Source organism: Leucobacter chromiireducens (assembly GCF_003917135.1).
Lineage (GTDB): Bacteria > Actinomycetota > Actinomycetes > Actinomycetales > Microbacteriaceae > Leucobacter > Leucobacter chromiireducens_A.
Genome location: NZ_RPDI01000009.1, coordinates 35,164 through 61,262 on the forward strand (window position 1 = coordinate 35,164; position 26,099 = coordinate 61,262).

Annotated in this window: 23 protein-coding genes; 16 read left to right on the forward strand and 7 right to left on the reverse strand. The window is 70.8% G+C overall.

Annotated features, from left to right (window positions below; genetic code table 11):
- Positions 1–153: 153 nt before the first annotated feature.
- The 3 genes from EGM46_RS06150 (at position 154) to EGM46_RS06160 (ending at position 3,981) form a co-directional block, all read left to right on the forward strand.
- Complete coding sequence (locus EGM46_RS06150) at positions 154–3,306, forward strand: InlB B-repeat-containing protein (protein WP_125099283.1); 3,153 nt, start codon at positions 154–156, stop codon at positions 3,304–3,306.
- 175 nt (positions 3,307–3,481) lie between these two features.
- Positions 3,482–3,745, forward strand: coding sequence for a ribbon-helix-helix protein, CopG family (locus EGM46_RS06155; protein ID WP_125099284.1), 264 nt, complete (start codon positions 3,482–3,484; stop codon positions 3,743–3,745).
- Positions 3,742–3,981 carry a toxin gene (locus tag EGM46_RS06160; RefSeq protein WP_125099285.1) on the forward strand — a complete coding sequence of 80 codons (240 nt, stop codon included), beginning with the start codon at positions 3,742–3,744 and terminating at the stop codon, positions 3,979–3,981. Before EGM46_RS06155 ends, EGM46_RS06160 begins: the two co-directional genes overlap by 4 nt.
- 105 nt (positions 3,982–4,086) lie before the next feature.
- Here EGM46_RS06160 and EGM46_RS06165 read toward each other — a convergent pair whose 3' ends face one another.
- The 4 genes from EGM46_RS06165 to EGM46_RS06180 form a co-directional block, all read right to left on the reverse strand.
- A complete protein-coding gene (locus tag EGM46_RS06165; RefSeq protein ID WP_125099286.1) occupies positions 4,087–4,383 on the reverse strand; it encodes a hypothetical protein in 297 nt (98 codons plus the stop codon).
- Between the two features lie 97 nt (positions 4,384–4,480).
- Entirely contained in the window at positions 4,481–4,957 is a 477-nt protein-coding gene (locus tag EGM46_RS06170; protein WP_125099287.1) for a GNAT family N-acetyltransferase, read from the reverse strand.
- Between the two features lie 43 nt (positions 4,958–5,000).
- The gene (locus tag EGM46_RS06175) at positions 5,001–6,875 is read right to left on the reverse strand and encodes a helix-turn-helix transcriptional regulator (RefSeq protein ID WP_125099288.1); all 1,875 of its coding nucleotides are present in this window, start codon (positions 6,873–6,875) and stop codon (positions 5,001–5,003) included.
- Complete coding sequence (locus tag EGM46_RS06180) at positions 6,808–7,620, reverse strand: AAA family ATPase (protein ID WP_125099289.1); 813 nt, start codon at positions 7,618–7,620, stop codon at positions 6,808–6,810. Before EGM46_RS06180 ends, EGM46_RS06175 begins: the two co-directional genes overlap by 68 nt.
- A 602-nt stretch (positions 7,621–8,222) precedes the next feature.
- On the opposite strand from EGM46_RS06180, the gene EGM46_RS06190 reads away from it, so the two are divergent.
- The 7 genes from EGM46_RS06190 (at position 8,223) to EGM46_RS06220 (ending at position 17,290) form a co-directional block, all read left to right on the forward strand.
- Entirely contained in the window at positions 8,223–9,275 is a 1,053-nt protein-coding gene (locus EGM46_RS06190) for an ABC transporter substrate-binding protein (protein WP_125099290.1), read from the forward strand.
- Positions 9,272–10,312 carry a FecCD family ABC transporter permease gene (locus tag EGM46_RS06195; protein ID WP_125099291.1) on the forward strand — a complete coding sequence of 347 codons (1,041 nt, stop codon included), beginning with the start codon at positions 9,272–9,274 and terminating at the stop codon, positions 10,310–10,312. Before EGM46_RS06190 ends, EGM46_RS06195 begins: the two co-directional genes overlap by 4 nt.
- Complete coding sequence (locus tag EGM46_RS06200) at positions 10,309–11,334, forward strand: FecCD family ABC transporter permease (RefSeq protein WP_241156213.1); 1,026 nt, start codon at positions 10,309–10,311, stop codon at positions 11,332–11,334. The genes EGM46_RS06195 and EGM46_RS06200 overlap by 4 nt, the downstream gene beginning before the upstream one ends.
- On the forward strand, positions 11,331–12,128 hold the full coding sequence (locus tag EGM46_RS06205; protein WP_125099292.1) for an ABC transporter ATP-binding protein: 798 nt from the start codon (positions 11,331–11,333) through the stop codon (positions 12,126–12,128). The genes EGM46_RS06200 and EGM46_RS06205 overlap by 4 nt, the downstream gene beginning before the upstream one ends.
- The gene (locus tag EGM46_RS06210) at positions 12,125–13,087 is read left to right on the forward strand and encodes a siderophore-interacting protein (RefSeq protein WP_125099293.1); all 963 of its coding nucleotides are present in this window, start codon (positions 12,125–12,127) and stop codon (positions 13,085–13,087) included. The genes EGM46_RS06205 and EGM46_RS06210 overlap by 4 nt, the downstream gene beginning before the upstream one ends.
- A 451-nt stretch (positions 13,088–13,538) precedes the next feature.
- Complete coding sequence (locus tag EGM46_RS06215) at positions 13,539–14,216, forward strand: hypothetical protein (RefSeq protein ID WP_125099294.1); 678 nt, start codon at positions 13,539–13,541, stop codon at positions 14,214–14,216.
- Positions 14,213–17,290 carry a hypothetical protein gene (locus EGM46_RS06220; RefSeq protein WP_125099295.1) on the forward strand — a complete coding sequence of 1,026 codons (3,078 nt, stop codon included), beginning with the start codon at positions 14,213–14,215 and terminating at the stop codon, positions 17,288–17,290. Before EGM46_RS06215 ends, EGM46_RS06220 begins: the two co-directional genes overlap by 4 nt.
- Before the next feature lie 90 nt (positions 17,291–17,380).
- Here the strand turns inward: EGM46_RS06220 and EGM46_RS06225 are convergent, their stop codons facing one another.
- The gene (locus EGM46_RS06225) at positions 17,381–18,010 is read right to left on the reverse strand and encodes a LysE family translocator (RefSeq protein ID WP_125099296.1); all 630 of its coding nucleotides are present in this window, start codon (positions 18,008–18,010) and stop codon (positions 17,381–17,383) included.
- A 122-nt stretch (positions 18,011–18,132) separates the two neighbouring features.
- On the opposite strand from EGM46_RS06225, the gene EGM46_RS06230 reads away from it, so the two are divergent.
- Complete coding sequence (locus tag EGM46_RS06230) at positions 18,133–18,588, forward strand: Lrp/AsnC family transcriptional regulator (RefSeq protein ID WP_125099297.1); 456 nt, start codon at positions 18,133–18,135, stop codon at positions 18,586–18,588.
- 2 nt (positions 18,589–18,590) lie between these two features.
- Here EGM46_RS06230 and EGM46_RS06235 read toward each other — a convergent pair whose 3' ends face one another.
- Positions 18,591–20,261 (reverse strand): ABC-F family ATP-binding cassette domain-containing protein, encoded by a 1,671-nt coding sequence (locus tag EGM46_RS06235; RefSeq protein ID WP_125099298.1) that lies wholly within the window; start codon positions 20,259–20,261, stop codon positions 18,591–18,593.
- Between the two features lie 69 nt (positions 20,262–20,330).
- Between EGM46_RS06235 and EGM46_RS06240 the strand changes: the two genes are divergently transcribed.
- Complete coding sequence (locus EGM46_RS06240) at positions 20,331–20,843, forward strand: GNAT family N-acetyltransferase (RefSeq protein ID WP_277425213.1); 513 nt, start codon at positions 20,331–20,333, stop codon at positions 20,841–20,843.
- 146 nt (positions 20,844–20,989) lie between these two features.
- Complete coding sequence (locus EGM46_RS06245) at positions 20,990–22,648, forward strand: Ig-like domain-containing protein (protein ID WP_125099300.1); 1,659 nt, start codon at positions 20,990–20,992, stop codon at positions 22,646–22,648.
- A 21-nt stretch (positions 22,649–22,669) separates the two neighbouring features.
- Here the strand turns inward: EGM46_RS06245 and EGM46_RS06250 are convergent, their stop codons facing one another.
- Entirely contained in the window at positions 22,670–23,143 is a 474-nt protein-coding gene (locus tag EGM46_RS06250; RefSeq protein ID WP_125099301.1) for a small multi-drug export protein, read from the reverse strand.
- A gap of 171 nt (positions 23,144–23,314) precedes the next feature.
- On the opposite strand from EGM46_RS06250, the gene EGM46_RS06255 reads away from it, so the two are divergent.
- The 3 genes from EGM46_RS06255 to EGM46_RS06265 are packed head-to-tail and all read left to right on the forward strand — an operon-like array spanning position 23,315 to position 26,072.
- The gene (locus tag EGM46_RS06255) at positions 23,315–24,559 is read left to right on the forward strand and encodes a sensor histidine kinase (RefSeq protein WP_125099302.1); all 1,245 of its coding nucleotides are present in this window, start codon (positions 23,315–23,317) and stop codon (positions 24,557–24,559) included.
- A complete protein-coding gene (locus EGM46_RS06260) occupies positions 24,556–25,203 on the forward strand; it encodes a response regulator transcription factor (protein ID WP_125099303.1) in 648 nt (215 codons plus the stop codon). Before EGM46_RS06255 ends, EGM46_RS06260 begins: the two co-directional genes overlap by 4 nt.
- A gap of 23 nt (positions 25,204–25,226) precedes the next feature.
- Positions 25,227–26,072 carry a helix-turn-helix transcriptional regulator gene (locus EGM46_RS06265; RefSeq protein ID WP_125099304.1) on the forward strand — a complete coding sequence of 282 codons (846 nt, stop codon included), beginning with the start codon at positions 25,227–25,229 and terminating at the stop codon, positions 26,070–26,072.
- The last annotated feature ends 27 nt before the right edge of the window (positions 26,073–26,099 follow it).

The window sequence follows — 26,099 nt, forward strand, 5'->3', positions numbered from 1 at the left end:
ATAAGTGTGTTCCCGGCTGAGTTCCCTGCTCAGCCACTGAACCTCGCGACGAGGGCACCCCAGCGATGCGGTGCGGGGATCTGTATTTCTGGGGGAATACGAGCGGGTCAACAGCTTGCTGCAGTGCCTCCGCTACGACGATTGGACGTCCGGATGCCACGTGCGAAGAAGCTGTCGATCGGCATGACGATCGTCGTCGCCTCGCTGCTCGGTACGCTTGCCCCAGCCCCCGCGTTTGCCGAAGCGGGCGCGGCCCCGCCCGCCGTGGTGACCGAGCAGCCGGGCGCAGGAGCGCCAGCCACGGACACCCCGGAAGCCCCAACTCCGGACGCCGCTGAGGCCCCCGACACTGCGGACATCACGGTCGTTGAGGACGCGCCTCCTGCCGACGAGGCGCCAACTCCCGCCGAAGCGCCGCCCGCAGCCACGGACACCCTTGCTCCCGAGGCGGAGCAGCCGGGGGCCGCGGCGGAGGCCCCGGCCGCACGCCAAGCCCAGGCCCAGGCCGCGGACGAGTCCGCGCCGCAGCCCCCGACGTTCACGCGCACCGGTGCCAGCGGGAACGCCGCGTACTTCAACTGGAGGTACGCGGAGGGTGACCCTCAGACGAGCGGCGGCGTCCGAGTGACCGTCTGGGACGCCGAGGTCGGGGGCACCCCCGTGGACACCTGCTCCGTCGGGGTCCCGCAGACCTTCTGTACCGTCTCGGGCCTCACGCTGTACCGCGAGTACTGGGTCTCCGCGCAGCGGTGGCTGCCCGGAGATGTGAACTCGGAGCCCACCGCGCGGGTGATGGTGAAGCCCAGGCTGGTCCCGGGCACTCCGCAGAATGTTACCGCCCGCATCGTTGGCAACAGCATTGAGGTCTCCTGGGATCGAGTGGCGGATCCGATCGATGCACCCGTGACGCAGTACGAGGTGTTCGTCGGGAAGTCGAATGGGGCCGGACACTCGGGATATCTCGTGCGGGCGGGGGCCACGGCAAGTTCTCTGAGTGTTGATGTCTCCGGGCCCGGGTATGTGGACCTTCACGGGGAGATCCCGACGATCTTTGTCCAAGCCGTGAACGAGGTGGGCACTGGCGCGAACAGCCCGAGCCTCACGCTCACGGAGCGGCTCCCGGCGACGGGGCTATTCTTCGCGTTCGGCACGCCTGTTCCGACCGCCGACGGCTTCACCGTCGAAATGACCAACTACGACCCGACATTCCAGTACTCTGCGGTCTCACCAACGGGCACCGTAGCAGTGAGCGGGAAGACCATCACGGTCAGCGGCCTCACCCCGGGCGATACCACGGTCGCGACCGTGACCGCCACGAAGGCAGGTCACTTCTCGACCTCGGCGCAGGCCTGGGGCGTCGCCGGGTTCGCACAGGCCCCGGCATCGCTGACCACCCCGGTGTCGACGGCGGACGGGTTTACCACGCGGATCACCAACTTTGATGATCGCTTCACCTACGCGCTGGCGGTGGCGAACGGCGCAAGCAGTGTCCGCGTCAGCCGTGATGGAGACGTGATCACCGTGTCGGGCATGGCTCCCGGCACCTCCGAGACGGTGAGCGTGCGAACGTCGCGGGACGGCTGGCGGTCCGCAACCACCGAGGTCTCCGGATTCTCGCTGCGCGCAGCGACGGGCGCCCCGACGTTCTCCGCTCCGCAGGGAACAGCGGACGGGTTCACCGTCCAGATCCTGAACTGGGATCCGCAGGTGAGCTATCGCCTCGAAGTGTTAGGTGACGCGACCGCGGCCCTGCAAGCCGGGGTGCTGACGGTCACGGGACTCGCCGCGAATCGCTACGCAGCCGTTGATGTGTTCTCGACTCGCGCGGGGGAGGCGGAGGGGCGTGCGACCGTGGTCGGGCGGTCAAACCTGCACCCGCCCATCCGATTCGCGCTGGGTGCCGTGAGCCCGACCGCTGACGGCTGGACCGCGCCGATCGTCGACTACGACACGCTCGCCGACGGAAACACCTCATTCATGCTGATGACCACCGACGGCACCGGAACGATCACCGATGATGGCGTCGTGATCGTGCGCGGACTCGCCCCCGGGCAGGCAGCGAGCGTAACGGTGACGCTCCTTCGCGCCGATACCACGCTCTCCACAGCGGACGCGAGAGGCACCGCACTCGCCGCGCACACCGTCACGTTCGACGCGGACGGCGGCGAACCGGCGACGAGCACCGCGGCCGTGAGGCACGGGGGCACGGTGAGCGAGCCCGCGCAGCCGACGCGCGAGCGGCACGCGTTTACTGGCTGGTTCACCGATCCCGATCTGCGGGTTGCCTACGACTTCGATGCGTCAGTGACCGCCGATCTCACCCTGTACGCGGGGTGGCGCGTGAGCGCGTACGCGGTGACCTGGGATGAGAACTGGCCGGGCGCCGGGGACCCCGTCACGAGCGTGGTGTCCGGGGACACGGTTGGAGTGCTCCCTGACCCCTCCGCGGCCGGGTGGGTGATCACCGGCTGGAACACGGAGCCGGACGGATCGGGCGCCGCCGTGCTGCCCTACACCTCGCTGGCCTCGGTGGCTTCCGGCGCCGACGTGACGCTGTACGCACAGTGGGAGCGGCGGACGCTGTCACTCGCGGTGCCGGATCCGGTCGTCGCGTCGGGCAGCGACGTTGTGGTCACGGCGACCGCGAACGCAGCGTTCGGCGGCACCGTCGATGCGAGCGCCGACGTGGAGATCACGTCCTCGATCCCGAGCGACACGGTGACGGGCAACACGGTGCGGGTCACGGCGGCCGGCGCGCGCACGCTCACCGGCACCTTCGACGGGGCGACCGCGACCGCCGAACTCGAGGTCGTCGCTGGCCCGCTCGCCAGCCTCTCGATCACAGCCTCCGCTGCGACGGTGGCGCGCGGCGGTTCGCTCGAGTTCGCCGTCACCGGCGCTGACGCGAGCGGCAACCCGGTCGTGCTCGACCCGAGCGACGTGACGCTCACGAGCGACGTCGCCACCGACGTGGTGGACGGGCTGACGGTCACGTTCCCGACGGCGAGCCCGCACACGATCACCGCGACGGTGGGCGACGTGGTCGCGTCCGTGCTGGTGGAAGTGCAGGACGACACGGCGGTCGAGCCAGGCGCCCCGAAGCCCCCCACTGAGCCCCCGACGGAGCGCGGTGGCCAGGCGACCCCGCCCACGGCTGGCGACGCCGCGGCGAAGCTGCCCGAGACGGGCAACGGCCCGGCAACGGGGGCTGCGGCGGCCGGCGCGATGCTGCTGCTCGCTGGGGCGATCCTGCTCGGGGTGCAGCGGCGGAGGAGTGGGCTCGGCGGGGACCGCGCCACGCGGTGACGCGGGTGCCGGGCTGGCGATGATTCAGAGCTGATCGGGATCGCGCCTGCGCCGGCGTCGGGGTCGGCGTCAGGGGCGCGGGCCCGGCGGGACGCTCACTCTCGTCGCGAGCCAGGGGGAGTTGATCGCGTGGGGACCCCTTGCCCAGCCAGTATTTTCGTTATACATTAATGGCATGAGTGAGCGCGAGACGATCAATGGGGCTCCCGTCACCGAGGAGCAGATCGCTGCCTGGGCTGCCGAAGCAGAGGCGGGCTATGACGCTGCGGCCTTGAAGAAGCGCGGTCGGGGACGCCCCGGTCGCGGCGCTGAACCATCCCAGGTCGTCGCGCTCCGGCTCACCCTTGAGGAGATCGCCGCGATCGACGAACGCGCTGAACGGGAGGGCAAGTCGCGCTCGGAGATCATTCGCGAAGCGCTTCACCTGTTGGCAGCGTGAATGTTCACGGCTCGGCGTTGAAGCACGGTGTTCTCCGTGAGGACGCGATTCATGCAGCGACATGGGCGGTATGGATCGAAGATCTCGATGAGAACAGTCCCGCGCGTCAGCTGCGGCTCGGCTTCGACACTCGGGGTCGGCTCTTGGAGACGGTCGTTCTCGTATTCGACAGCGGCAATGAGCTGGTGATCCATGCGATGAAGGCTCGGCCGCAGATGATCGATCTGCTGCCGTAGCCTGATGTGTCGTTCGGTACCCGCGCCACGCGGTGACGCGGGTGCCGGGCCGGCGATGATCCCGAGCTGATCGGGATCGCGCCTGCGTCGGGGTCGGGGTTTGCGTCAGGGGCGCGGGCCCGTGGGCGCCTCGTCGGCGGACGGGAGTCGCGAGTCGCGCCGGTCCAGCGGGTCGGCGTCCTCGGCGACGTCGATCCGGCGCGACTGCTCCTCGATGACCTGCACGGCCGCGTGCTGCGCGGGCTGGAAGACCTCCACTGCGACGCCGAGGATCGCGCCGCCCCCACCGCTCGGCTTCTTCTTCCGGTAGTACACCCAGCCTCGTGCCTCGGCCCAGAGTGCGAGCCGGTCGAGCGCCCAGAGCGCGACAAGGACCAGGGAAACGGTCACCCACCACGTCATGCGGGGCCTCCTCGGTGTGTCGATCTCAGCGTTGCTGCTCGGGACTCCATGATCCGTCACTCCCCGGTGGGGCGCAAGGCGGGTGCGGGCTGAGCGATCAGCGATCCTTCGCACGCGGGTCAAGGACTTTCGCATAGAACACCCGGTCAAAACCGTGCTCCGTGCGACGGTCCACCTCAACATACCCTCGGCGAGGATAGTAGGACAGATTCTCAGTCATCTTGGCATTCGTGTACAGCCGCAGCGTTCCGAGGCCGAGCGCACGCGCCTGCGTTTCAGCGTGGTCGAGCAGCAGCGCGCCGATCCCGAGCCCCTGCGCGTCCGGGGAAACGGCGACATTCTCGATCAGGAGGGCATCACTACTCGCTTCAGTGACGAGCACGCCGATCACCCGCTCGCCGTCCACGGCGAGGATCACGCGGCCGGCCTCCACGGCCTCGCGGTAGTCCGCGCTCATGGGGGCCGGTTCGCGCCCGATCCGTTCGACGTACGGCTCGTAAGCCGCGCGTACGAGGGCCTCAATCGCGGGCACATCGACGCCGGTGGCCTGGACGAGACTCGGTTGCTGCGTCATGGCCCCCAGTATTGCAGGTGAGTTCTTGACCGGGCCCCGTCACCTACATCGACTGGGCCGAGAAGTGGTCCTTCGGGGCCGGCATCGGTGCGGCCGCGTCGCCGTTCACGCGTCGGACGTACTCCGCCAGGGCAGCGCGGTTGCTCAGACCCGTCTTCCGGATGATGCGCCGCATGTGGCTCTCCACGGTCCGGACGCTGAGCACGAGCCGCGCCGCGATCTCCTTGTTGGCCAAACCCTCAGCGACGAGCTGGCCGATCTCGAGCTCGCGATCCGAGAGCGTGATCGCGACCGCGAGGAAGCGTGTGCTGTCCATACGCTCGGCCCCGACCTCCTCGAGCAGGTCCTGGCGCGTGCGGTCGGCGTCCTCGGCGGCCGCCGCGTCGCCCTGTTCGCGCAGCAGCTCGGCCGCCTCCTCGAGCGCCCGCTGGGCGAGGCCAGGGCGGCCGGTGCTCATGAGCGCGTCGACCGACTCGATGAGCAGGCGCGGATCCCCGGTGATCCGTGCCTCAAGGTAGCGCAGGTGCGGCCAGAGGTAGGCGCTGTCCAGCTCGCTCACGCGTGCCCGCGTCAGCTCGAGCAGCGCGGTGTCGTCGGAGATCTCAAGGCTCGTGAGGTTGCCGAGCGCCGCGGTGAACCGCGCCCCGCGGTTCCACAGTCGGTCTGCTTCGGCGCTGAGCGCCGCGGCAGCGCCCTGCGTCTGCCCGTTGAACGCGGTGAGCTGCGCGGCCGGCCACGCGAGCGTCTGGGGAGGAAGCGGGCCGTCGAGCAGGTCGAGCGCCTCCACCTCGGCGAAATAGCGCTCGCCCACCTGCAGCTGTCCACGACGCACCGCGACGACGGTCGCCACACTGAGGAGCGCCAACTGCGTGTGCACGAGCAGCGGTGAGGGCTCGCCGATCGCGAAGAGGGTGTCGAGGAGTGTCTCGGTTGCGGGGTAGTCGCCCGCGATCGAGAGCCCCAGCGCGGCGAGGGCGCCGTGGCCGAGCGTGGCGTCGGCGTCGAGTAGGCCGTGCGCCTCGTCGAGTCCGCGGTGCGCCCAGCGCATCGCCTCTTCGTACTGCCCCTCGCCGAGGAGGAGGTAGCCGTGCAGCTGATTCGCCGTCGAGCTCGCGTGGTTCTTGACGCGCTCGGGCAGGGCCGAGAACACTCGCCTGGCGTCACCGAAGCGGCCGAGTGTGATGAGCACGAGCAGCTGAGCCTCGCGGAGCTCCGTCGCCACGGCCTCGGGGAGCACCTCGGTGACTTCGAGCCGGGCCGCGAAGTCCTCGGGAACCGCCCGCATCAGGGTCTCAAGTCGTACCGCGACGGCATCGAGGACGCGCGCCCAGTCGCCCAGGCCCTCGCGTGCGTCGGCCAGATCGGCGAGCGCGCCATCCAGATCCCGCTCGACGACCGCGCGCCACTCCGCACGGAGCGCGGCGAACGCCGCTCGGCCTTCCTCGCCGCCGCGCGCAGGATCCGTCTCCTCGAACACCGAGATGATCTCGTCCCGAGTGTCCGGGGTCTGCAGCAGCGCAGTGACGTAGTGGGCCGCCGTGCTCGGCTTGGGATTGTCGAGCCACTCGGCGTGCGCGACGATGCGCCGGGTGCGTGCGCGCTCCTGGAGAAGCCGCACGAAGAGCGCGTCGTCCTCGCTGACGTCGCGCTCGGGACCGGAGTGGTGCGCGAGCAGCAGGTTGACGGGACTCGCTGCGCCGAGCCGGTCGACGATGAGCTCGGTGAGGTGAATTCGACGCGTCGCCAACGGCTGGTTGCGGAAGAACTCCACCAGGAGCGGGGGCACCACAGTGACGAGCTGCCGGCTCGCGCTCGGGATCAGCTTGACCATGGCACGCTCTTCCAGGAGCTCAAGCGTCTCCCAGGAGATGAGCTTCCGCACGGTTTCGACGTCCGCGACCCCGACGAGTGCGATCACTTCGAGCGCGTCGCGCGCTCTCGCTGAGATTCTCGAGGTGCGCCTCGAGGATCCCGCGCAGCGCAGGGCTCCAGAGATCGCGGGTGGCCGACCAGCCGGTCGGGGTCTGGACGAGGCGCCCCTCGCGGGCGCCCGCGTCGGCGAGGCTCCGCGCGAGGCCGACGATTCCGCCGGACTTCGCGTAGAGCCGGCTCATCGTGCCCACCTCGATCGGCCCGCCCAGGTGCTCGGCGAGTGCCTGCTCAAGCTCCTCGAAGCGGATCGGGTGGAGATCGATGACGTAGGAGGGCTCAAGCGTCGACGCCTGGAGCCCGCTTGGCGTGTGTCGCGCTCGGAGGCCCTGCAACCGCGAGATGATGAGCGGCAGGTTCGTGCGCCGGCGCACCGCCTCGGCGACGCCCCACGACGACTCGTCAAGGTCGTCCCAGTCGTCGAGGAACAGCACCGACTTCTCCTGGCGGGTTGCATCGATCAGCGCGTCGGCGGTGCTCTGCAGCGTCGACGTCACGCGGGTATCGGCCGGGCCCCCGATTCCAGCGAGGTGCATGGCCGCGAGCGGGTGCTGGCGGAGCGAGGCGACGCCGCGCACCGAGATGACGCGCCAGCCGTCGTTCTCGAGCCGGGTGCGGAGCGCGCTCAGGAAGGCCGTGCGGCCGCTGCCGCGACTGCCAACGACGTCGACGCTCCCGCCGCGCTGCAGCAGGCTGAACGCCGTTGCAAGGTCAGTTTCACGTCCAATAACCACCGGCGCTCGCTTCCGTACGATCTCTTCGACGAGCATACAATCACTCCACACACTCTGCGTGGAATACTCCACGTGGCCAGGCCTGTGACAGTTCCGCCGCGATCGCACGGGGAGCCCCCCGCGCCGGCCTCTAGACGCAGGTCAGGCCAGTCAACGGCACAACGCAGGCCCCCGAATCACGATCCGGCACCGGTGCCGTGGAACGCCCCGGAATCGCCTCGCGGGTTCCGTGCTGGGGCCGTCGGATTGCGTGTGCGCGGGCTGCCACCGCATGCGGAGTGAGCGTGCCGAACGCGGGCGAGCGTGTGCGGCGTGCGCGCTGACGTTCGCTCCGCGAATCAACCCAGGCGCTGAGGTCTCAGACGGGTCTGGGGAGCACCGCGAGTGGAGACTCGATCCAGCTCCTGTGCTCGACCCGCCCGTCACGGTCACGCACGTCGTCGGCATCTGGCCGAAGGACACGTCGCTCACGCCGCGCGCCTCGGCGCTGCTCGACTTCGCCGAGGAGACGTTCGCGGCGGCCTGATCTGGCACTCGGGTAGATCATCAGATGTATTTGAGGGTAACCTTATGCTCGGAAATTCCGATCGCTAAGGAGCCTGATGTCCGCGCACCGCCCCCGCCCCGTCCGCCGTTCGCTCGGCGCGCTCGCCGCACTGACCGCCGCAGCCTTCGCGCTGACGGCGTGCGCGGCGTCCCCGTCGGCATCCGAGGAGACGGGCGGGGGCGAGGCGGCGGGCGATGGCGTATTCCCCACCTCCGTCGAGCACGTCTACGGCACGACCGAGATTCCCGCGCAGCCCGAGAGGGTCGGCACGATCGGCTGGGGCAGCTTCGACGCGGCCATCGCGCTCGGGGTCGTTCCGGTGTCGATCGGTACGTCGAGCTTCGGCGGCGACGCCGAGGGGTACCTGCCCTGGACGCGTGAGGCGATCGAGGCCGACGGGGCGAAGCTCCCCGCGCTGCACGACGAGCTCGACGGCGCGCCGTACGAGGTGCTCGCCGACGCGGGCGTCGACCTGATTCTCGGCACGAACTCGGGCCTGAGCGAGCAGGAGTACACCACGCTCAGCAAGATCGCGCCCACCGTCGCGTACGAGACCACGCCGTGGGGCACCCCGTGGCGCGACAGCACCCGGATGGTGGGGGCGGCGCTCGGCATGCCAGACGCCGCAGCGCAGCTGATCGCCGACACCGAGGAGTTCACCGACACCGAGATGGCGAAGTACCCCGAGGTCGCCGGGAAGACCGGCATGGTGATCTGGGTGGACGCGAAGGACGCCGGCAAGGTGCAGTACTACACGCCCAACGACACCCGCCTCCAGTACCTCACCGACCTCGGGCTGGAGATCGCACCGTCCATCGTGAAGCTGTCCGAGGGCTCCGAGGAGTTCGTCTCGTCGATCAGCGCGGAGGAGGCCGACACGCTCGACGCCGACGTCGCCGTGGTGTTCGTGCAGGGTGGCGGGGACCTCTCCACCCTGCGCGAGGACCCGCTGCTCAGCAAGATCCCCGCGGTGCAGTCTGGCGCCCTCGTGTACATCGAGGATGACGCCCAGCTGATGGCCATCTCCTCGCCGACCCCCCTGTCGATCCCGTGGGCACTCCCGGCATACGCGAAGCAGCTCGGCGAGGCCGCAGCACAGGTCAAGTGACGCGTCCCACCGCGCCGCTCCGGGGCGAGGCGCGCCGACCCGCGCGCCTCGCCCCGGCCTGGGTGGTGGGCATCGCGCTCGCCGCGGTGGCGCTCGCCGCCGTGCTCTCGCTCACCATCGGGGTGCGCGACGTGCCGCTCGCCGCGGTGTGGGACGCGCTCACGGCGCCGAACACCGAGAACATCGAGCAGGCCGCCGTGCTCGCGCGCATCCCCACGACCGTCACCGGCCTCGTCGTCGGGGCTGCGCTCGGGGTGGGCGGCGCGCTCATGCAGGGGATGGCGCGCAACCCGCTCGCGGATCCGGGGCTGCTCGGCGTGAACGCCGGCGCATCGCTCTTCGTGGTGCTCGGGATGAGCCTCCTCGGGCTCGAAGCGCCGCTCGCGATCGTGTGGTGCGCCCTCATCGGCGCCGCGGTCGCGGTGCTCGTCGGCTACGGCGCGGCGAGCGCGAGCCCCGCAGGGGCCACCCCCGTGACGCTCGCGCTCGCGGGCGCCGCGGTTGCGGCGATCGCCGCGTCGGTGATCTCCGCGATCCTCATCACCGACGAGTCGACGCTCGAGAACTTCAGGTTCTGGCAGATCGGCTCGCTCACCGCGGGCAATCTCGGCACGATCGCGCAGCTCGCCGGCTTCCTCGGCGTTGGCGCGGTGGTCGCGCTCGTCTGCGCCAGCGGGCTCAACGGGCTCGCCCTCGGCGACGATGTTGCGCGTGGTCTCGGGATCCGTGTCGGCGTCGTCCGCGGGCTCGCGGCGCTCGCCGCGGTGCTGCTCTGCGGCACGGCGACAGCGATCGCCGGCCCCATCGGCTTCGTCGGGCTCGCCGTGCCGCACGCCGTGCGCCTCATCGCGGGGAGCGACTACCGCTTGGTCGTGCCGCTCTCCGCGTTCGTCGGTGCCGCGTTCCTCCTCGTCTGCGACGTGATCGGTCGCCTCATCGCGCGTCCTGGCCTCCTGGAGGTGGGCATCGTGACGGCGGTGGTCGGCGCGCCCATCTTCATCGTGCTGTTGCAGCGACGCACGGCGGTCGGCCTGTGAGCGGGCAGCTCGCCGCGCGGCTGCGCAGCTCCCGTGCGGCGCGCGTGCGCCGCGATGCGCTCGTCTGCGCGGCCCTCGGCGCCGCCATCGTCGCGCTCATGGTCGTCTCGCTCGTGTGGGGCAACTCGGTGACGCCGCTCGGCGATGTGCTGCGCGTGCTCGCCGGCGAGAACGTGCCTGGCGCCTCCTTCGTGGTCGGCGAGCTGCGCGTGCCGCGCGCGCTCGGCGCGCTCGGCGCCGGGATGGCGTTCGGGCTCGGCGGGACCCTGTTCCAGACCATGCTGCGCAACGTGCTCGCGAGCCCCGACGTGATCGGGATCTCCGCTGGGGCGAGCGCCGCGGCCGTGATCGCGATCGGCCTGTTCGGCGCCTCCGGCCTGCTCGTCTCCTGGGTTGCCGTGCTCGGCGCGCTCGGCGCAGCGCTCATCGTGTGGGTGTGCGCGTACCGCCGCGGCCTCTCGGGGATCCGCTTCGTGCTGGTCGGCATTGCCCTCGCCGCGGCACTGCAGGCGGTGATCAACTACGTGCTCACCCGCAGCGACGTGAAGGGCGCGCAGGACGCCGTGGTGTGGCTCACCGGCTCGCTCAGCCGCAGCCTCTGGGATCAGCTGGGGCCGACGTTGCCGGTGCTCGCGCTGCTCATCGCCGCCGGCCTGCTCATCGCCTCCCGGCTGCACCCACTCCGGCTGGGGGACGACACCGCAGCGGCGCTTGGCGTGCGCGTGCCGGTGGCGCGGCTCAGCATCGTGCTCTGCGGCGTGCTGCTCATCGCGGTCGCCACGTCGCTCACCGGTCCCATCGCGTTCGTCGCGTTCCTCGCCGGCCCGATCGCGATGCGCCTCGTGCGCCGCGCGGAGACCGTCCCGCTCGCCGCCGCGCTCGTCGGCGCCCTGCTGGTGCTCGGCGGGGATGTGCTCGCGCAGCATCTCACGCCCGCCGTGCTCCCCGTCGGCGTCGTCACCGGGATCCTCGGCGCCCCCTACCTGCTGTTCCTGCTCATGAGAGGACGCACACGCGTATGACGCACACGCTCCAAGCCCGCGAACTGGTGGTCGGCTACGACACGGCCCCGGTGATCGATGGGCTCGACCTCACCCTGCCGGACCGCGGCGTCACGATGATCGTCGGCGGCAACGGGTGCGGCAAGTCGACGCTCCTGCGCGCGCTCGCGCGACTGCTGCGGCCACGCGGGGGCGCGGTGCTGCTCGACGGGCAGCGGATCGCGCAGCTCTCCACGAAGCAGGTGGCCCGCACGGTCGGGCTCCTGCCGCAGGCCCCCATCGCGCCAGACGGGATCACCGTGGCCGAGCTCGTCGACCGCGGCCGCACCCCGCACCGCGGCGCGCTGGGCCGGCGCGGCGCCGGCGACGACGCGGTGGTCGCGGAAGCGCTCGAACTCACCGGCATGAGCGAGTTCGCTGAGCGGGGCGTCGACGAGCTCTCGGGCGGGCAGCGGCAGCGGGCCTGGGTGGCGATGGCGCTCGCCCAGGAACCGGAGATCCTGCTGCTCGACGAGCCGACCACCTACCTTGACCTCGCCCACCAGGTCGACGTGCTGGAGCTGCTCGTGCGGCTGTCGCGCGAGCGCGGAACGCAGGTGGTGGTCGTGCTGCACGAGCTGAATCTCGCCACCCGCTACGCGGACCACCTGATCGCCATGTCGGGCGGCGCCGTGGTCGCGCAGGGCAGCCCAGCGGACATCGTCACGGTGGAGCTCGTGCGCGAGGTGTTCGGGCTGGAGACGGTGGTCTGCCCAGACCCGGTGGCCGGCACCCCCATGATTGTGCCGATCGGCGCTGCCCGGAGCGCCGCATGAGCGGGCTCGGCGCGTACCGCCTGTTCCGCGTCCGCGTTGCCGCGGCGGAGCGGGTGACCCCCGGCTTCGTGCGCGTCAAGTTCACGGGGGACGAGCTCGACGAGTTCGGTTTCGTCGGCATCGACCAGCGCGTCAAGCTCCTGCTTCCCGATGCGCGAGGGGTGCTCCCCGAGCTGCACGGCGGCGGGGACTGGTACGCCGCGTGGTGCGCGCTGAGCGCGGCCGAGCAGCCGCCGATGCGCACCTACACGCCCCGACTGCTGCGCCGCGCGAACCCCGCGACCGGGGAGCCCGCGAGCCTCGTGATCGACTTCGCGTGGCACCCGAACCCGGGGCCGGCCGCGGCGTGGGCCGCCGCTGCGAGGCCGGGCGACCTCGCAGCGATCGTTGGGCCGAACGGGGCATACTCGGCGAACACTCGCGCGGTGGGGTGGCTGCCGCCGCGGGACGCGACGCGGCTGCTGCTCGTGGGCGACGAGAGCTCGCTTCCCGCCATCGCGGCGATCCTCGAGGATCTCGACGCTGCGGCCTCGGTGCGCGTGCTGCTCGAACTGGGAGATCCGCGCGACGTCGCGCTGCTGGGCGACACCGACGGGGTGACGGTCGAGGTGCACGAGCGCGGCGGACGGCACCCGGGCGATGCGTTGGTCGACGCGGTGCGTGCGCTCGACGATCCCGCCTTTGCCCCCGCGGCGCGCGCTCGGTCGGGGCCGACGGCCAGCCCCGAGCTCGAGGACGTCGACCTCGACGCGACCGTGCTCTGGGAGGTGCCGGGGATCGACCCGGAGACGGGCATGCCGGCGGAGGACGACGCCCGCTCGGCCCGCGCATACGCCTGGCTCGCCGGTGAGGCCGACGCGATCAAGCGGATCCGGCGCGAGCTCGTCGCCGAGCGCGGCATGCCGCGCGAGGCGGTGGCGTTCATGGGGTACTGGCGCTTCGGCCGCGCAGAACGCTAGCCCGCGCTCGGAGAACTTTCAGCTCTGCGAGCAAATCGCGCACCTTTGGCGTCAGCTTGCGTCCCCTTGGTGGTGGACCCCTCTGCATTCTGGACCGGGCTTGTTAGCGTGCTCGCATGAACACATCTCGCCCCAGATCTGTGCGTGGTGCGCAGCGGTATCCCGCGACCGCGCGCCGAGCGACCTCGCCCCTGGCCGCCCCCGCAGCGGCAGCGGAGCCCTCCGGCGCGGCCGCTCCCGCGTCCCGCGCCCGAGCTGCGACCACGGAGATGTCCCTGGCCGCCGAATACCGCCTCATGCTCGAGCAGGAGCGACAGGCGTACGCGCGCACCTCCCAGGACGCCGAGGTGCCCACCGCTGAGTGAGCAGAACGCGCACCTTTAGTGTCAGCTTGCGACGCCTTCCCGGCGCACCCGGTTTGGCCGCACCGCACGCTTGCTACGTTGCTCGGGTGAAAGCATCTGAAACAAGATCATTGCTCGCCACCGGCCGACTCCTCGCGCTGCTGCTCGGGGCCGGCCTCGCGGGAGCTGGGGCACCGGCCGCCTCCGCCGCGCCCGCACCCAAGCCCATCACTCTGAGCGAAGAGGCTCCCGCTGGCACCACGCAGGTGTGGGCGGACCTCGAGGGCGCAGCCCCGGCAGATGTCGAGCTGGTCCTCACCTCCGGAACCAACGCCCCCCGCGCCGCCACCTGGGCCCCCACCGTCTCCGGCGCCGGCTTCCGCACCGCCGCGACGCCGGGCACGCTGACCGCAACGGTCACCGCCACCGACGCGGCGCTCGCGGCGAGGCCCGTACTCGCGCTCACCTTCGCCACCGACGCTGGGGTAGTGCTCGATGCCACCCGTGTTGAACTGAGGACGCAGACGGATGACTCGGGCACGGACGGCTCCGGCACCGATGACACCGGGACCGACGACGCAGGCACCGGGGGTGTGACGCCGGGAGGCTCTGGCGGATCGGCCAGCGGACCGCTCGCCACCACGGGTGACCAGACACTGCTCTCGATGGGGATCCTGGCCGCACTACTGCTCGTCACCGGCGGGGCCACGTTCGCCATCCGCACCGCACAGACGCGACGCGCGCTCGCCGCCGACATCACCGACACCGAGGAGCCCCGCGCATGAGCCCGAAGCCGACGCTGAATCGCCTGCTCGCGGCAACCGCGGCGGTCGCCCTTGCTGGCGGCTTCGCCACCGCGGTCGCATCGCCAGCACTCGCCATGCCCTCCGACCTGCGCGAGGTCGCCGCGGCGAAAGACATCTTCACCCCCGTATCGGATCGACTGCCCGCGGCCGAGAGTTCACTCGGGTGGGGCGCAGGACTCGGCGCCACTGCCGGCGCTCGCGTCGCGCTGCCCGGACTCGCGGCCGGGAACACTGGCGCGCTCGTGCGCGTCTCGCTCGCTGCGTCCGACGCGCCGCGCACCGTATTCACGGGCACGGCCGAACACCCGGTTGCGATCCTCACCGTGCCAGCTGGCGAGGCGGCATCGACGACCTCGCTGCTGCGCGTCACCGATGGCACGGCATCGCTCTGGGCGTCCGCAAATACCGACGCACGCGTCGAGGTCATCGCAGGCCTTGCGGGCAGCGCGCCGCGGATCGGCGAGGACGGCACGCTGCTCGAAGCGGGGACCCCGGGCTCCACGATCACGCTCGACGCCCCGGTGACTCGAGCCGACAGCGTGGCCGGACTGGGCGGGGCGGGGCTTGCGCCCGGCCGCCCGATGGACATCGGCGTCACCGGGGAGGGAGGCGTGCCCACCGCTGATGTGCGTGCCGTGTACGCCGCGCTCACCCTCGAGCTGCAGCGCGCAGCAAACGTCACCCTGGACGGCGCCACCCTGCACCTGCCAGCAGGCATCACCTCGCTCACCACCGTGGTGACCCCGGATGCGCAGGGGCTCGTCCGTGCGGAGATCGACGGGGGCGACGCCCAGCTGCGCATGGACGTGCTCGGCTGGATGCCGAACGCCGACGAGTTCCACTCCCGGGTGAACGTGACGGGCGGCTTCGACCTCGCGAGCGACCGTGACGTGGAGTTCACGACCACGGTGGGCCCGCGCGCTGCGGAGGTGCCCATCGGCGACACGAGCGAGGGTGGGTATGTCCTCGTGCTCGCGCAGGCGACCCCGGGAAGCGAGCCAGCGCTGCTCGACTTCGGCGCGGCACCGACGGGCCGCCCGGAAGGGGTGGTGGTCGACGCGGCGGCGGGTGCGATTCCGCAGCTGCTGCTCGCTCCAGCGGGTGAGGTCGAGCGGCTGCACCTCAACCGGGGCACCGCCGATGTCGGCCTGCACCTGATCGGTGAGTACCTGGGCGAGGCGACACCGGGTGCGAACACCGCGGCCGCCGTCGTGATCGACTCGCAGCGAAACGGTGCCGCGATCGATCTGAATGAGAACGGCTTCTTCGAGCTGGCGGGTTCGCTCAGCGCAGGCGACGAGAACGTTGATCACGTCGAGGTTGCGATTGCAGGTGTGGATGCCCCCGGGTTCAACCCGGCGGACTACCCGGAGGAGATCGGCCAGGACGGGTACATCGGCAACGCCGACGTCGTGGTCACCGATGACGGGGAGCTGCGCTTCACCACCGCGGTCGGCGCGCCGCTCGACGGCCGATACCGCTACACCGTGACCCTGGTCGACCGTGCCGGGGCGCGCACCGCCACGAATATTGAGCTGCAGATCACCGCGGTCACCGAGGAGGCCGCGACCGTGAACGAGAACGCACTCGTGGTCAACGGCGCGGACGGCCCGGTCATGGACGCCACGAGCGACCCGCGCGTGGTGCGTTTTGCGGAACTCCCCGCTGAGCTCATGCTCGACAGCGTCATCGTCTCCCAGGCCACCCCCGGACTGCCGGATGGGTTCCTTGGGCGGATCGCGAGCATTGAACTGCGCGGCACCGACTGGCTCGTCCGTACCACCGAGGCCGCTCTCGGTGACGTGGTGCTCAACGCTGCGATCGATGAGGAGCTTGAGTTCAACGCCGACACCGTCGGTCCGGACCTCGAGTCCCTCGCGCCGCTCGCCGGAGAGGCCGGTGACGATCCGCTTGAGGTGACGATCACCGACCCTGAGACGGGGGAGACCCTCACTCGCGACGACGTGACGTACGAGAACGAGCGCGGAGGAACGGGCGAACTCGTCACGGGCGAAGACGCGGTCTTCGGCCATGAGCCGAGCGGTGCCGCGGTGCGTGCGGAGGACTCGGCGCGCGCTGGCAACTCCTGGGACACAGCAGCCGCACTCGAAGTGAACCCGGTGTTCTACCTGCTCGTTGGTGACGGCGGTGGCAAGAGTAACGTGATCGTTCGTACGATGACGAACGCGAAGAAAACAGACGTCGACAACATTCTGACCCGCATCACCGATCACCCGGTCGATGGGCTCTTCGAAGCGATGATCAGCGCGGAGGTGAAGGCGAAGGCCGATGTGCACATCGCGCTTGACGTCACGCTGATCAGGAAACTGAAGGTGGTCCCCGCCGGTGTGCGTGTGAATGACTTCACCGTGCAGGCGGAAGTTGCCGCCGGGGTGGGGGTCGAGATCGCGGCGAACGGTTCCGCCAAGCGCGAGGTGACCCTCCTCGAACCGCTGAAGCGCACCGAGGTCGGGTCGTTCACCGTGTACCTCGGCCCGATCCCCATCGTCGTCAAGAACTACGTGACGCTGACGATCGACGCGGAAGCGAGTATCCAGGCGAACGTGCACGTGACGAACCTGCGCTATGACCGGACGATCACGCAGGGCTTTCGCTACAGCTCGGCGAATGGGATCACCACGGTGGAAGGTCAGAGTAGCGCGAAGATGACTGCGCCGACGGTTCGCGCACTGAACGGCAAAATCGCGCCCGAAGTCTCCGGCGCCGTGGCTGTCGGGCCAACGCTGAAGACCGAGACGCTCATCTACGGTGTAGCCGGACCGCAGCTGCTTGTGAAGCCGCGCGCCAACATTTCTGGCACCCTGACCGACACGGTCACGCCACCGGACACGCATAACCTGAGCCTCGCCGTGGGTGCGTGGGCGTCAGCTGAGGCGAAGTTCTCGGGCAAGCTGCGCATCTACAAGTGGGACATCGTGAATATCAACGCGGCAACGCCCAAGTGGGAGTGGGAGCTGTGGCGGCACTCTTGGTTCTGGACGGTTCGCGGCAACTCGACGCCGCCTGCCGTGGCGGCGGACCCCGCGACGTAGCGCGCGATTCCGCCGAAACGAAGCGGCACCGCACCACCCGAGCGCCAGCGTGGCGACGCCGGCCATGGTTGGCGGTGCGGTGCGGTGCCGCTACGCGAGCAGCGGGGCGAGTTGCTCGGCGACGAGCAGCAGGCCGATCCCGATCATCGAGACGCCGGCCACCCGCGTGATCACGAGGGCTGCGCGTGGCCGGGCACCGAGGACGCGGCGCGAGCCGTGTGCGATCGCGAAGTAGATGACGATGATGGTGGCGACGTAGAGCAGCCCGAGCACGAACATCTGCGCCTCCGGCCGCCACGGCGTGAGCGGGGACGTGAACTGGGGGAGCACCGCGAGGAGGAGGAGCAGCCCTTTCGGGTTGAAGCCGCTCACGCCGGCACCGCGGAGGAACTGGCTGAGGAAGCTGCCGCCCGGCGCCGCCGCGGTGTCCCCAAACGCCTGCGCCGGAGCGCGGAGCGTGCCCACCCCGAGAAAGACGAGGTACGCGGCGCCGAGCACCGTGAGCGCAGTGAGGAGGATCGGGAACGCCGTGATGAGCGCGCCAGCGCCGAGCGCGAGCACCGCGACCATCACGATGTAGCCGGCGGCCATGCCGAGCACCGACGGCACGACCGCGCCCGAGCGGAGCCCGGTGGAGATCGCGAACGCCCAGTCCGGGCCGGGGGTCAGCGCGAGGAGTACCGCGACGGCCCAGAACTGCAGTACGAGGGTGCCATCCATTGCGTCTCCGGTTCGCCGTGCGTGCGCCGTGCTGCGCCCGCGTGAAGACTGTACGGAGAATTCGGCGAAATGTGCTCCGCTTCTTCGAGCGAATCGCGGGAAGTGCTGGCAGAATCTTCCACATGGACACACTTGACCGGGAGATCCTTTCGATCCTCCAGGAGGATGGGCGGATCACCGCGACCGACCTCGCCGCGCGGGTGGGCCTCAGCCTGTCGGCGTGCCATCGCCGACTCAAAGAGCTCGAGCGATCCGGCGCGATCCTGGGGTACCGCGCGATCGTCGCGCCGGAGGCCGTTGGGCTCAGCTTCGAGGCGATCGTGTTCGTCACGATGCAGCACACCGCGCTCGAGGTGATCGCGGCGTTCGAGGCGGCCGTCGCCGAACTGCCGAGCATCGTTGAGGCGCAGCGCCTGTTCGGGCAGCCCGACTACCTGCTCCGGGTCCTCGCGCGGGATCTTGCCGACTACCAGCAGTTCTTCGACACGACGCTGACGGGCCTGCCCGGGGTCCAGCGGCTCACCTCGACGATGGTCATGAAGCAGATCGGCGAGGAGCGGGCGGTGCCCATCCCGTAGCGTCAGCGTGCGCGCTGCACCCGCCCCTCGTCCCACACCGGCGTCGGCGACTCGACGACCTCACCGTCCTCCTGGAACACCCAGAAGCGGTCGAAGTCGCGCGCAAACCAGCGGTCGTGCGTCACCGCGATGACGGTGCCCTCGAACGCGGCGAGCGCCTGCTGCAGCGCCTCGGCCGACTGGAGATCCAGGTGGTCGGTCGGCTCGTCGAGCAGTAGGAGCGTCGCGCCGGCGAGCTCAAGCAGCAGGATCTGGAAGCGCGCCTGCTGCCCGCCGGACAGCGAGTCGAAGGCCTGCTCCGCGGACTGCGCGAGCTCGTAGCGCGCCAGGGCGCGGGCCGCGGCCTCGCGATCCCGCCCGGCTCGGTGCTCGTCGCCGCGGTGCAGGATCTCGAGCAGCGTGCGACCGGCCAGGTCGGGGCGCCGCTGCGTCTGCGCGAACCAGCCGGGGCGCACCCGCGCCCCGAGCCGCGCGCGCCCGGTGTGCGCCACCGGCTCGATGTCGAGATCGCCCACCGGCTCGTGCTCGAGATCGGGATCGCTGCCGCCCGCGGCGAGCAGCCGCAGGAAGTGCGACTTCCCCGATCCGTTCGCGCCGAGCACCGCGACGCGGTCGCCGAACCAGGCCTCGGCGTCGAACGGGAACATGAGGTCGGTGAGTTCCAGCTGCTCGCAGACCACCGCGCGCTTGCCGGTGCGCCCGCCCGAGAGTCGCATCTCGAGGCGCTGCTCGCGCGGCTGCTCGTGGGGCGGGCCGGCCTCCTCGAAGCGCGCGAGGCGCGTCTGGGCCGCCTGATAGCGCGAGCTCATCCCGTCGTTGTACGCGGCCTTCTCCTTGTACATGAGCACGAGGGCCTTGAGCTTTGCGTGCTCCTCGTCCCAGCGGCGGCGCAGCTCGTCGAGCCGTGCAAAGCGGGCGTCGCGCGCCGCGTGGTAGCTCGCGAAACTGCCGGCGTGGATCCAGGCCGTGCTGCCGGCGGCCCCGAGCTCGAGCGTGGCGATCGAGGTGGCCGAGCGGGCGAGGAGCTCGCGGTCGTGGCTCACGAAGAGCACGCCCTTCCCGGAGGCGCGCAGCTGATCCTCAAGCCAGCGCTTGCCTGGCACGTCGAGGAAGTTGTCTGGCTCGTCGAGGATGAGGAGGCCGTGCGGGCCGCGAATGAGCGCCTCGAGCACGAGCCGCTTCTGCTCGCCGCCGGAGAGCGTGTCGACGGGCCGGCTCGCCGCCCGCTCGAACGGGAGGCCGAGCGCGGCCTGCGTGCAGACGTCCCAGAACACCTCGGCGTCGTAGCCGCCCACCTCGCCCCAGGCGACGAGCGCGTTCGCGTACGACATCTGCGAGGCCTCGGAACCGACTTCCGCCATGCGCTGCTCGGCGGCGGCGACGCGCGCGCTCACCTCGCGGATCTCCGGCGCGGCGACGTCGAGGAGGAGATCACGCACCGACGCTCCGGTGAGGAACTGCCGCATCACCCCGAGCGTCCCGGTGCGCGCGACCGCTCCCTCGTCGGGCGTCAGCTCGCCGAGCGCGATGCGCAGCAGGGTCGACTTCCCCGCGCCGTTCGCGCCGATGAGCGCGAGCCGTTCGCCGTCGCCGACGCGCAGCGAGACGCTGTTGAGGAGCGGCCGGCCATCGGGAAGCCCGTAGCTGATCGAAGACAGATCAAGATGGGACATCCGTCCAGCGTACATCCCGGGCGTGGCGCGGCGTTTGACTGCGTCGGAAAATCAGCGCAGGATCGATGGGTGCACTCGACAGCGAATCGCCCAGCCATCCGCCCCTGCCGTGGTGCGGTGGAGTACCCGGCGCTCCAGGAGATCTGGCGGAGCGCGGTGCGCGCAACGCACGACTTCCTTGACCCGGCCGACTTCGCGCGCATCGACGCGCTGCTGCCCGCTGCCTACTTCCCGGCGGTCACTCTGGTGGTCGCCGAGCTGGACGGGGCGCCGGTCGGCTTCGCGGGCGTCGCCGATGGGTCACTGGAGATGCTCTTCGTCGCCGACCCTGTGCGCGGCCGCGGCATCGGCGGTGCGCTGCTCGATCACGCGGTCGCGCAGCTCGGGGTCACGGCGGTGGACGTCAATGAGCAGAACCCCGGCGCGCTCGGCTTCTACCTGAGCCGGGGCTTCGCGCGGGTGGGGCGCAGCGAGCACGACGGCGACGGCCGGCCCTACCCGATCCTGCACCTCGCGCTCCGCCCCGCCTCACCGCGCCCCGCCAACCCAAGCGATTCGGCGAAAGCCAGCCGCCTTCGGTGATTCGGGCTGGCGGCAGCCGAATCGCTTGGGATGGGGCGGCGAAGCGGGCGCCCGACGCGCCCCAGCGCGCGCAGAAACGTTGCAGTTCGCGCAGCGCTCGCTGACGTGCAGCCGAGTGGGGGAGCACGCGCACGTACGCTCTGGGCATGACCCAGAAATCTTCATGCCCACGATCCCTCGCGCTGCTCGTGGCCTCCGCGCTCGCGCTCGGCTGTGCCGGGCTCGGCCAGGCAAGCCCGGCACTGGCCGTCACGGTCGTCCAGCAGGAGCCGGCCCCTCGCTCAGAGACCGCGACAACGCTGTCGGTCGACAAGATGCCAGCGACGTACGGCGACCTCCTCACTGTGAGCGCCACCGTTGAGCTGCTCGGCCCGTCGATAATCATCGGCAAGCCGATCGATTTCTACCTCGACGAAACGAAAATCGGCTCGAGTGTTCTATTGCTTCCGCGGAGCAGCACGAAAGTCTCCTCGATTTTCCCCGTGAGTGTCATGCCGGGCGCGGGGAGCGCAACGCTGACCGCGCGCTTCGCCGGGTCGGAGAGCGATGCCCCTGGCCTGCCAGGGGCGCTGCCCTCGGTCAGCGCTGGGACCACAATCACGGTCGCCCAGGCGCCGACGCAGACGGCCATCGTCGAGATGCCGGACGCGCCCGCAGCGTTCACCCCCATCGACGTGACCGCGCAGGTGACTTCGCCGACGCCGGGCATCTCGGGCACCGCGGAGCTGCTCGCCGACGGTTCACCGGTGCAGCGCGCAGCAGTGGCCGCCGACGGGGCCGTTCGCTTCGCGCAGGCGGACGTGCCATGGGGCGTGAAAGAACTCGTCGTCGCCTACACCGGCGATGCTGCGGGGAACTGGGCACCCTCAGCATCAGAGCCGGCCAAGTTCGGCGCGCGAGTTCACGGGACCAGCGCGCAGCTCAGCCTCTCCGCGCTCCAGGTGCGCGCGCTCGACACGGTGACCGCTCAACTTGCGGTCCGCTCCACCGAGCCGGGCTCCCGGATCGACCCGCGCGGCGGGATCGAGATCCTCGTCGACGGCGAGGTCTTCTTCGCCGAGGCGTCGAGCGATGATCGCGACGCAACGCCGGGCGATGGCATCTCACGCTTCGAAGCGTCGCTGAGCGGACTCACCACAGGCCGGCACCAGGTGTCAGCGCGCTACTTCCCGGCCCCCGGCTTCGGCGGTGCTGAGATCGCACCGACGGAGGTGAACGTTCGCGCGGTGGAGACCGTGCTCACCCCCGCGCAGTCTGAACTGCGTGGCACCCCGGCGCACCCCGCGACGGTCGCCGTGTCGGTCTCCATTCTGGAGGACGAGCCGGGTCCCGACCCCGAGCCTGCTGCGCGACGCGACGGTGCGAACGCTGCTCCCGCTGAGACCCTCCATCCGAGTGGCACCGTGCAGGTGTTCGTGGGTGACGAGCCGCTGGGCGAACCGTTTATGGTATCCGACGGTGCGGGCACCTCTGCGCTCGCCGGTCTGCCCGTGGGAACGCACGAGATCAACCTGCGATTCGTGCCGGCCGAGCAGGGGCTGCTGCGCAGCTCCGCCACGGTGACCGCGATCATCGCTGCGGACGAGCCGGACCGCGGTACTGACGGAGGCACCGAGAGCGAAACCGACGGTGGCACCGACGACGGTGCCACCGTGGCACCCGAGACCCAGGGCGCGAAGGCCGGCAGTGCGCTTGCGCAGACCGGCGGCGCCGAGCAGGCCTGGATCCTGCTGGGGGGTGCCGCGCTGCTTCTCGGCGCCGGCGCGGTGCTCGCCGCGGCAGGCGCCCGCCGACGCAGCTCGTAGTGCGGGCATCGCGGTGCTGCCTCAGCGCAGCACCGCGACACCGAGCACGGCGAGCACGCCGAACACCGTGCCCCAGAGGATGATCGAGATGATCTGCCACAGGATCACCTGGTTCTTCGCGGCCCCGAACGACACCATGGCCGCAGAGGTGATCTGGCTCGGCAGGATGAGCTGGCCGAGCAGGCTCACGCCGGGGACCCCGTACTGGTCGAAGCGCTGCTTCAGTTTCGCGCGGCGCGGGCTCAGCGGCGTCGCGTCGCGCCCCTTGGTCGCCTGGGTGCGCACGCCGTGCGCGGTGAGGACGAAGATCAGCATGGAGATGATGTTGCCGATCACGGCGACCCCGATCGCGAGGACGGGGCTCAGTCCGATCAGCACGCCAATCGCCGAGCCGAAGTAGGACTCAACGAAGGGGATCGCCGACACGAGCAGCACGCCGAGCCACTGGAGTACCTCGGGGAGCGACGCGGTGAAGTCTTGCAGGGTGGTGATCATGACAGCCTTTCGGTTGGAGCGGTGATGGTTCTATCGTTTCGGGCCTGCGCGCTGAGCCCCAGTGCCGCCGTGTCACCCCGTGGGGTGCGTCCCGCAGGATCCACCCGTGACATCTGTCACACGGTGGCCCGAGTGCGCTGCCGAGCGCGCGCCGCCGCCTAGGCTGGACGCGTGACTGAAGCCTCCCCAACGCAAGCTCCTGGCGCCGGCGTCACCGCGACCTGGAATTACACGCTCGGCTCGATCGTGTTCCTGTTTCTCATCATTGACCTGAGCATCGTCGGCGATACGCTCGTGCGCGTGCTTGATCGGCCCGACCCGCTGCTCGGAGTCTGTGTCGTGCTGGCCGTGGTGTGCGCCGGGGTGCGACTCCGGGTTGCCTGGTTCCTCCGAGACGCTGAGACCGCCGCTGCGCCGCCGCGCACCTGGTCCCTGCTCCTCATGCTCACCGCTGGGGCCGCCTGGGCGCTCGCGTTCCTCGACCCCAGCATCGCGGTGTTCGCCGCGGTACAGCTGTGGTTCTCGGGCACGCTCCTCGCGTGCTGGGTGCGCCGGCCGCGCCGCTGGCTCATGCTGTTCGGCCTGCTGCTACTCACGCTCGTGCCGTTGCTCGCGCACGAGCTGCGCGAGCCCGGGGTGCTGCTCGCGCACGAGGGCCCACTGCACTGGCTCGTGGTGCTGTACGGGCTCCTGTTCCCGCTGATGCTGCTCACGAGCCTCTGGGTGTGGCAGGTGGTGCGCCGCCTCGACGAGGCCCGTCACCTCGCCGCCGACCTCGCGGTGACGCAGGAGCGGCTGCGCTTCGCGTCCGATCTGCACGACATCCAGGGCCACCACCTGCAGGTGATCGCGTTGAAGGCCGAGCTTGCTGAGCGCACGCTCGCGAGCGCGCCGGCCCAGGCGGCCGCGCAGGTGGGGGAGATCCGGCTTATCGCGAAAGAGGCGATGGAGGAGACGCGGTCGCTCGTCGCCGGGCTGCGCGAGGTGGGGCTCACGGAGGAGCTCGAGAACGCGAGCGATGTGCTGACGCTCGCCGGGGCGGAGTGCCGGCTGACGGTCACGGGGATGCCGACGGACCCGCAGCTGCAGCGCGTGCTCGCGTTCGCCGTGCGTGAAGCGACGACGAACATCCTCCGCCACGCGCAGGCGAGCGAGGCCGAGCTGACGCTCACGCGGGCGAGGGGCGGCTTCCTGCTGCTGGTGAGCAACAACGGCGTGGGATCCGAGCCGAGCGAATCCGGCGACGGCGCCGTGCCGGGGTCCGGGCTTGCCGGGTTGCGCGAGCGGCTCGCCGCGGTCGGCGGGACGCTGAGCGCGGTGGTCGCCGAGCGCGCCACCGCAACCGAAGCGGGGCCGGGCGCGCCAGCGGCCCGGTTCGAACTGACGGCCTGGGTGCCGAATGGAGGAGCGCGATGACCGACACCACGGTGCGCGAGGCGGCCGATCCGATTCGGTTGCTGATCGCCGACGATGAGCACCTGATCCGAGGCGCGCTGGAGGCCCTGCTCGGGCTCGAGCCAGACATCGAGGTGGTCGCGGGCGCCGACGACGGCGAGCAGGCGGTCGAGCGCGCGCTCGAGTGTGGTCCCCGCATCTGCCTGCTCGACCTTGAGATGCCGCGCGCCGACGGGATCGAGGCCGCCGAGCGCATCATCGCGGCGCTGCCCGAGACCCGCGTGATCATCGTCACGCGGCACGCGCGCCCTGGTGTGCTGCGCCGCGCGCTCGCCGCACAGGTCGCCGGCTTCGTGCCGAAGTCCACCCCGGCTGGCGAGCTCGCCGATGTGATCCGCGATGTCGCCGCGGGGAAGCGCTACATCGACCCGGAGATCGCGGCGGCCGCCCTCACCGCCGAGCGCTGCCCGCTCACCGAGCGCGAGCTCGATGTGCTGCGCGCCACGCGTGGCTCGCGCGGCACCGCGAGCGTGCAGGACATCGCCGAGCAGCTCTTCCTCTCGCCGGGCACGGTGCGCAACTACCTGTCGGCCGCGATCACGAAGCTCGGTGTGTCGAACCGCCACGACGCGGCCGAGCACGCCTGGCAGCAGGGGTGGATCTAGCGCGCTGCTACGATCATCATCTGATGAATGCGTATCGCCAGCCCGACTGGGCCAGCAGTGGGGCACGCCCGCCGGCGATTCGCGATCCATATCTTCTGACGACCGGTGTGGTGCGCGACGGTGACGTGCCCACCGATCGCCCCATCGCGCCGCCGCACACGCACCCGGAGGCCATGCTGGCGTGGTGCTATCGCGGCACCGTCTGGGTGTACCTCGAGGGCGCCATGTGGCAGCTCGGCCCCGGGCAGGGGATCTGGCTCCCGCCGCACACTCCGCACACCGCGCGGCACGAGGCCGACGCGACCGGCTGCTACACCTACCTGCCGGACGGCGCGCTGGGGGCGCCGGTCACCGAGGTGAGCCGGGTGGCCGTGCCACGCGCGGTGCAGGAAATGCTGCTCCATCTCGCGTCGAATGACATGGATCCCGAGCTGCGCATCCGCATCCAGGGCACGCTGATCGAGCTGCTGCAGTTGCCGGCGCACCACGTGGCCGAGGAGGTGGGCGAGGTTCCGGTCCCCGCCGATGAGCGCGTGCGCGGGCTCGTCGAGGCGGTGCTCGCCGAGCCGGGGGATCGGTGCACCGCGCGCGAGCTCTTCGCGCGGCACGGCCTGCACGAGCGCACCGTGCTGCGCGTGTTCACGAGCGACATCGGGATGAGCTTCGGGCAGTGGCGCGCTGGCGTCCGCATGACCGCCGCAGCGCGGCGCATCGTTGCGGGGGAGCCCATCGGTCTCGCGGGCCAGCAGAGCGGCTACGACTCGACGAGCGCGTTCTCCGCCGCGTTCAAGACGCGCTTCGGCGTGAGCCCGCGGCAGTACGTCGCGCGCGCCAGGGCGGACTCGGCGCAGCGCAGCTACTGGCGGTAGCGCGCGAGTGTCGGATTCGCAATAGAA

Coding starts and splice junctions, on each gene's coding strand:
- EGM46_RS06150 (WP_125099283.1), top strand. CDS start 154: ATGCCACGTGCGAAGAAGCTGTCGATCGGCATGACGATCGTCGTCGCC.
- EGM46_RS06155 (WP_125099284.1), top strand. CDS start 3,482: ATGAGTGAGCGCGAGACGATCAATGGGGCTCCCGTCACCGAGGAGCAG.
- EGM46_RS06165 (WP_125099286.1), bottom strand. CDS start 4,383: ATGACGTGGTGGGTGACCGTTTCCCTGGTCCTTGTCGCGCTCTGGGCG.
- EGM46_RS06170 (WP_125099287.1), bottom strand. CDS start 4,957: ATGACGCAGCAACCGAGTCTCGTCCAGGCCACCGGCGTCGATGTGCCC.
- EGM46_RS06190 (WP_125099290.1), top strand. CDS start 8,223: ATGTCCGCGCACCGCCCCCGCCCCGTCCGCCGTTCGCTCGGCGCGCTC.
- EGM46_RS06205 (WP_125099292.1), top strand. CDS start 11,331: ATGACGCACACGCTCCAAGCCCGCGAACTGGTGGTCGGCTACGACACG.
- EGM46_RS06210 (WP_125099293.1), top strand. CDS start 12,125: ATGAGCGGGCTCGGCGCGTACCGCCTGTTCCGCGTCCGCGTTGCCGCG.
- EGM46_RS06220 (WP_125099295.1), top strand. CDS start 14,213: ATGAGCCCGAAGCCGACGCTGAATCGCCTGCTCGCGGCAACCGCGGCG.
- EGM46_RS06225 (WP_125099296.1), bottom strand. CDS start 18,010: ATGGATGGCACCCTCGTACTGCAGTTCTGGGCCGTCGCGGTACTCCTC.
- EGM46_RS06230 (WP_125099297.1), top strand. CDS start 18,133: ATGGACACACTTGACCGGGAGATCCTTTCGATCCTCCAGGAGGATGGG.
- EGM46_RS06235 (WP_125099298.1), bottom strand. CDS start 20,261: ATGTCCCATCTTGATCTGTCTTCGATCAGCTACGGGCTTCCCGATGGC.
- EGM46_RS06245 (WP_125099300.1), top strand. CDS start 20,990: ATGACCCAGAAATCTTCATGCCCACGATCCCTCGCGCTGCTCGTGGCC.
- EGM46_RS06250 (WP_125099301.1), bottom strand. CDS start 23,143: ATGATCACCACCCTGCAAGACTTCACCGCGTCGCTCCCCGAGGTACTC.
- EGM46_RS06260 (WP_125099303.1), top strand. CDS start 24,556: ATGACCGACACCACGGTGCGCGAGGCGGCCGATCCGATTCGGTTGCTG.
- EGM46_RS06265 (WP_125099304.1), top strand. CDS start 25,227: ATGAATGCGTATCGCCAGCCCGACTGGGCCAGCAGTGGGGCACGCCCG.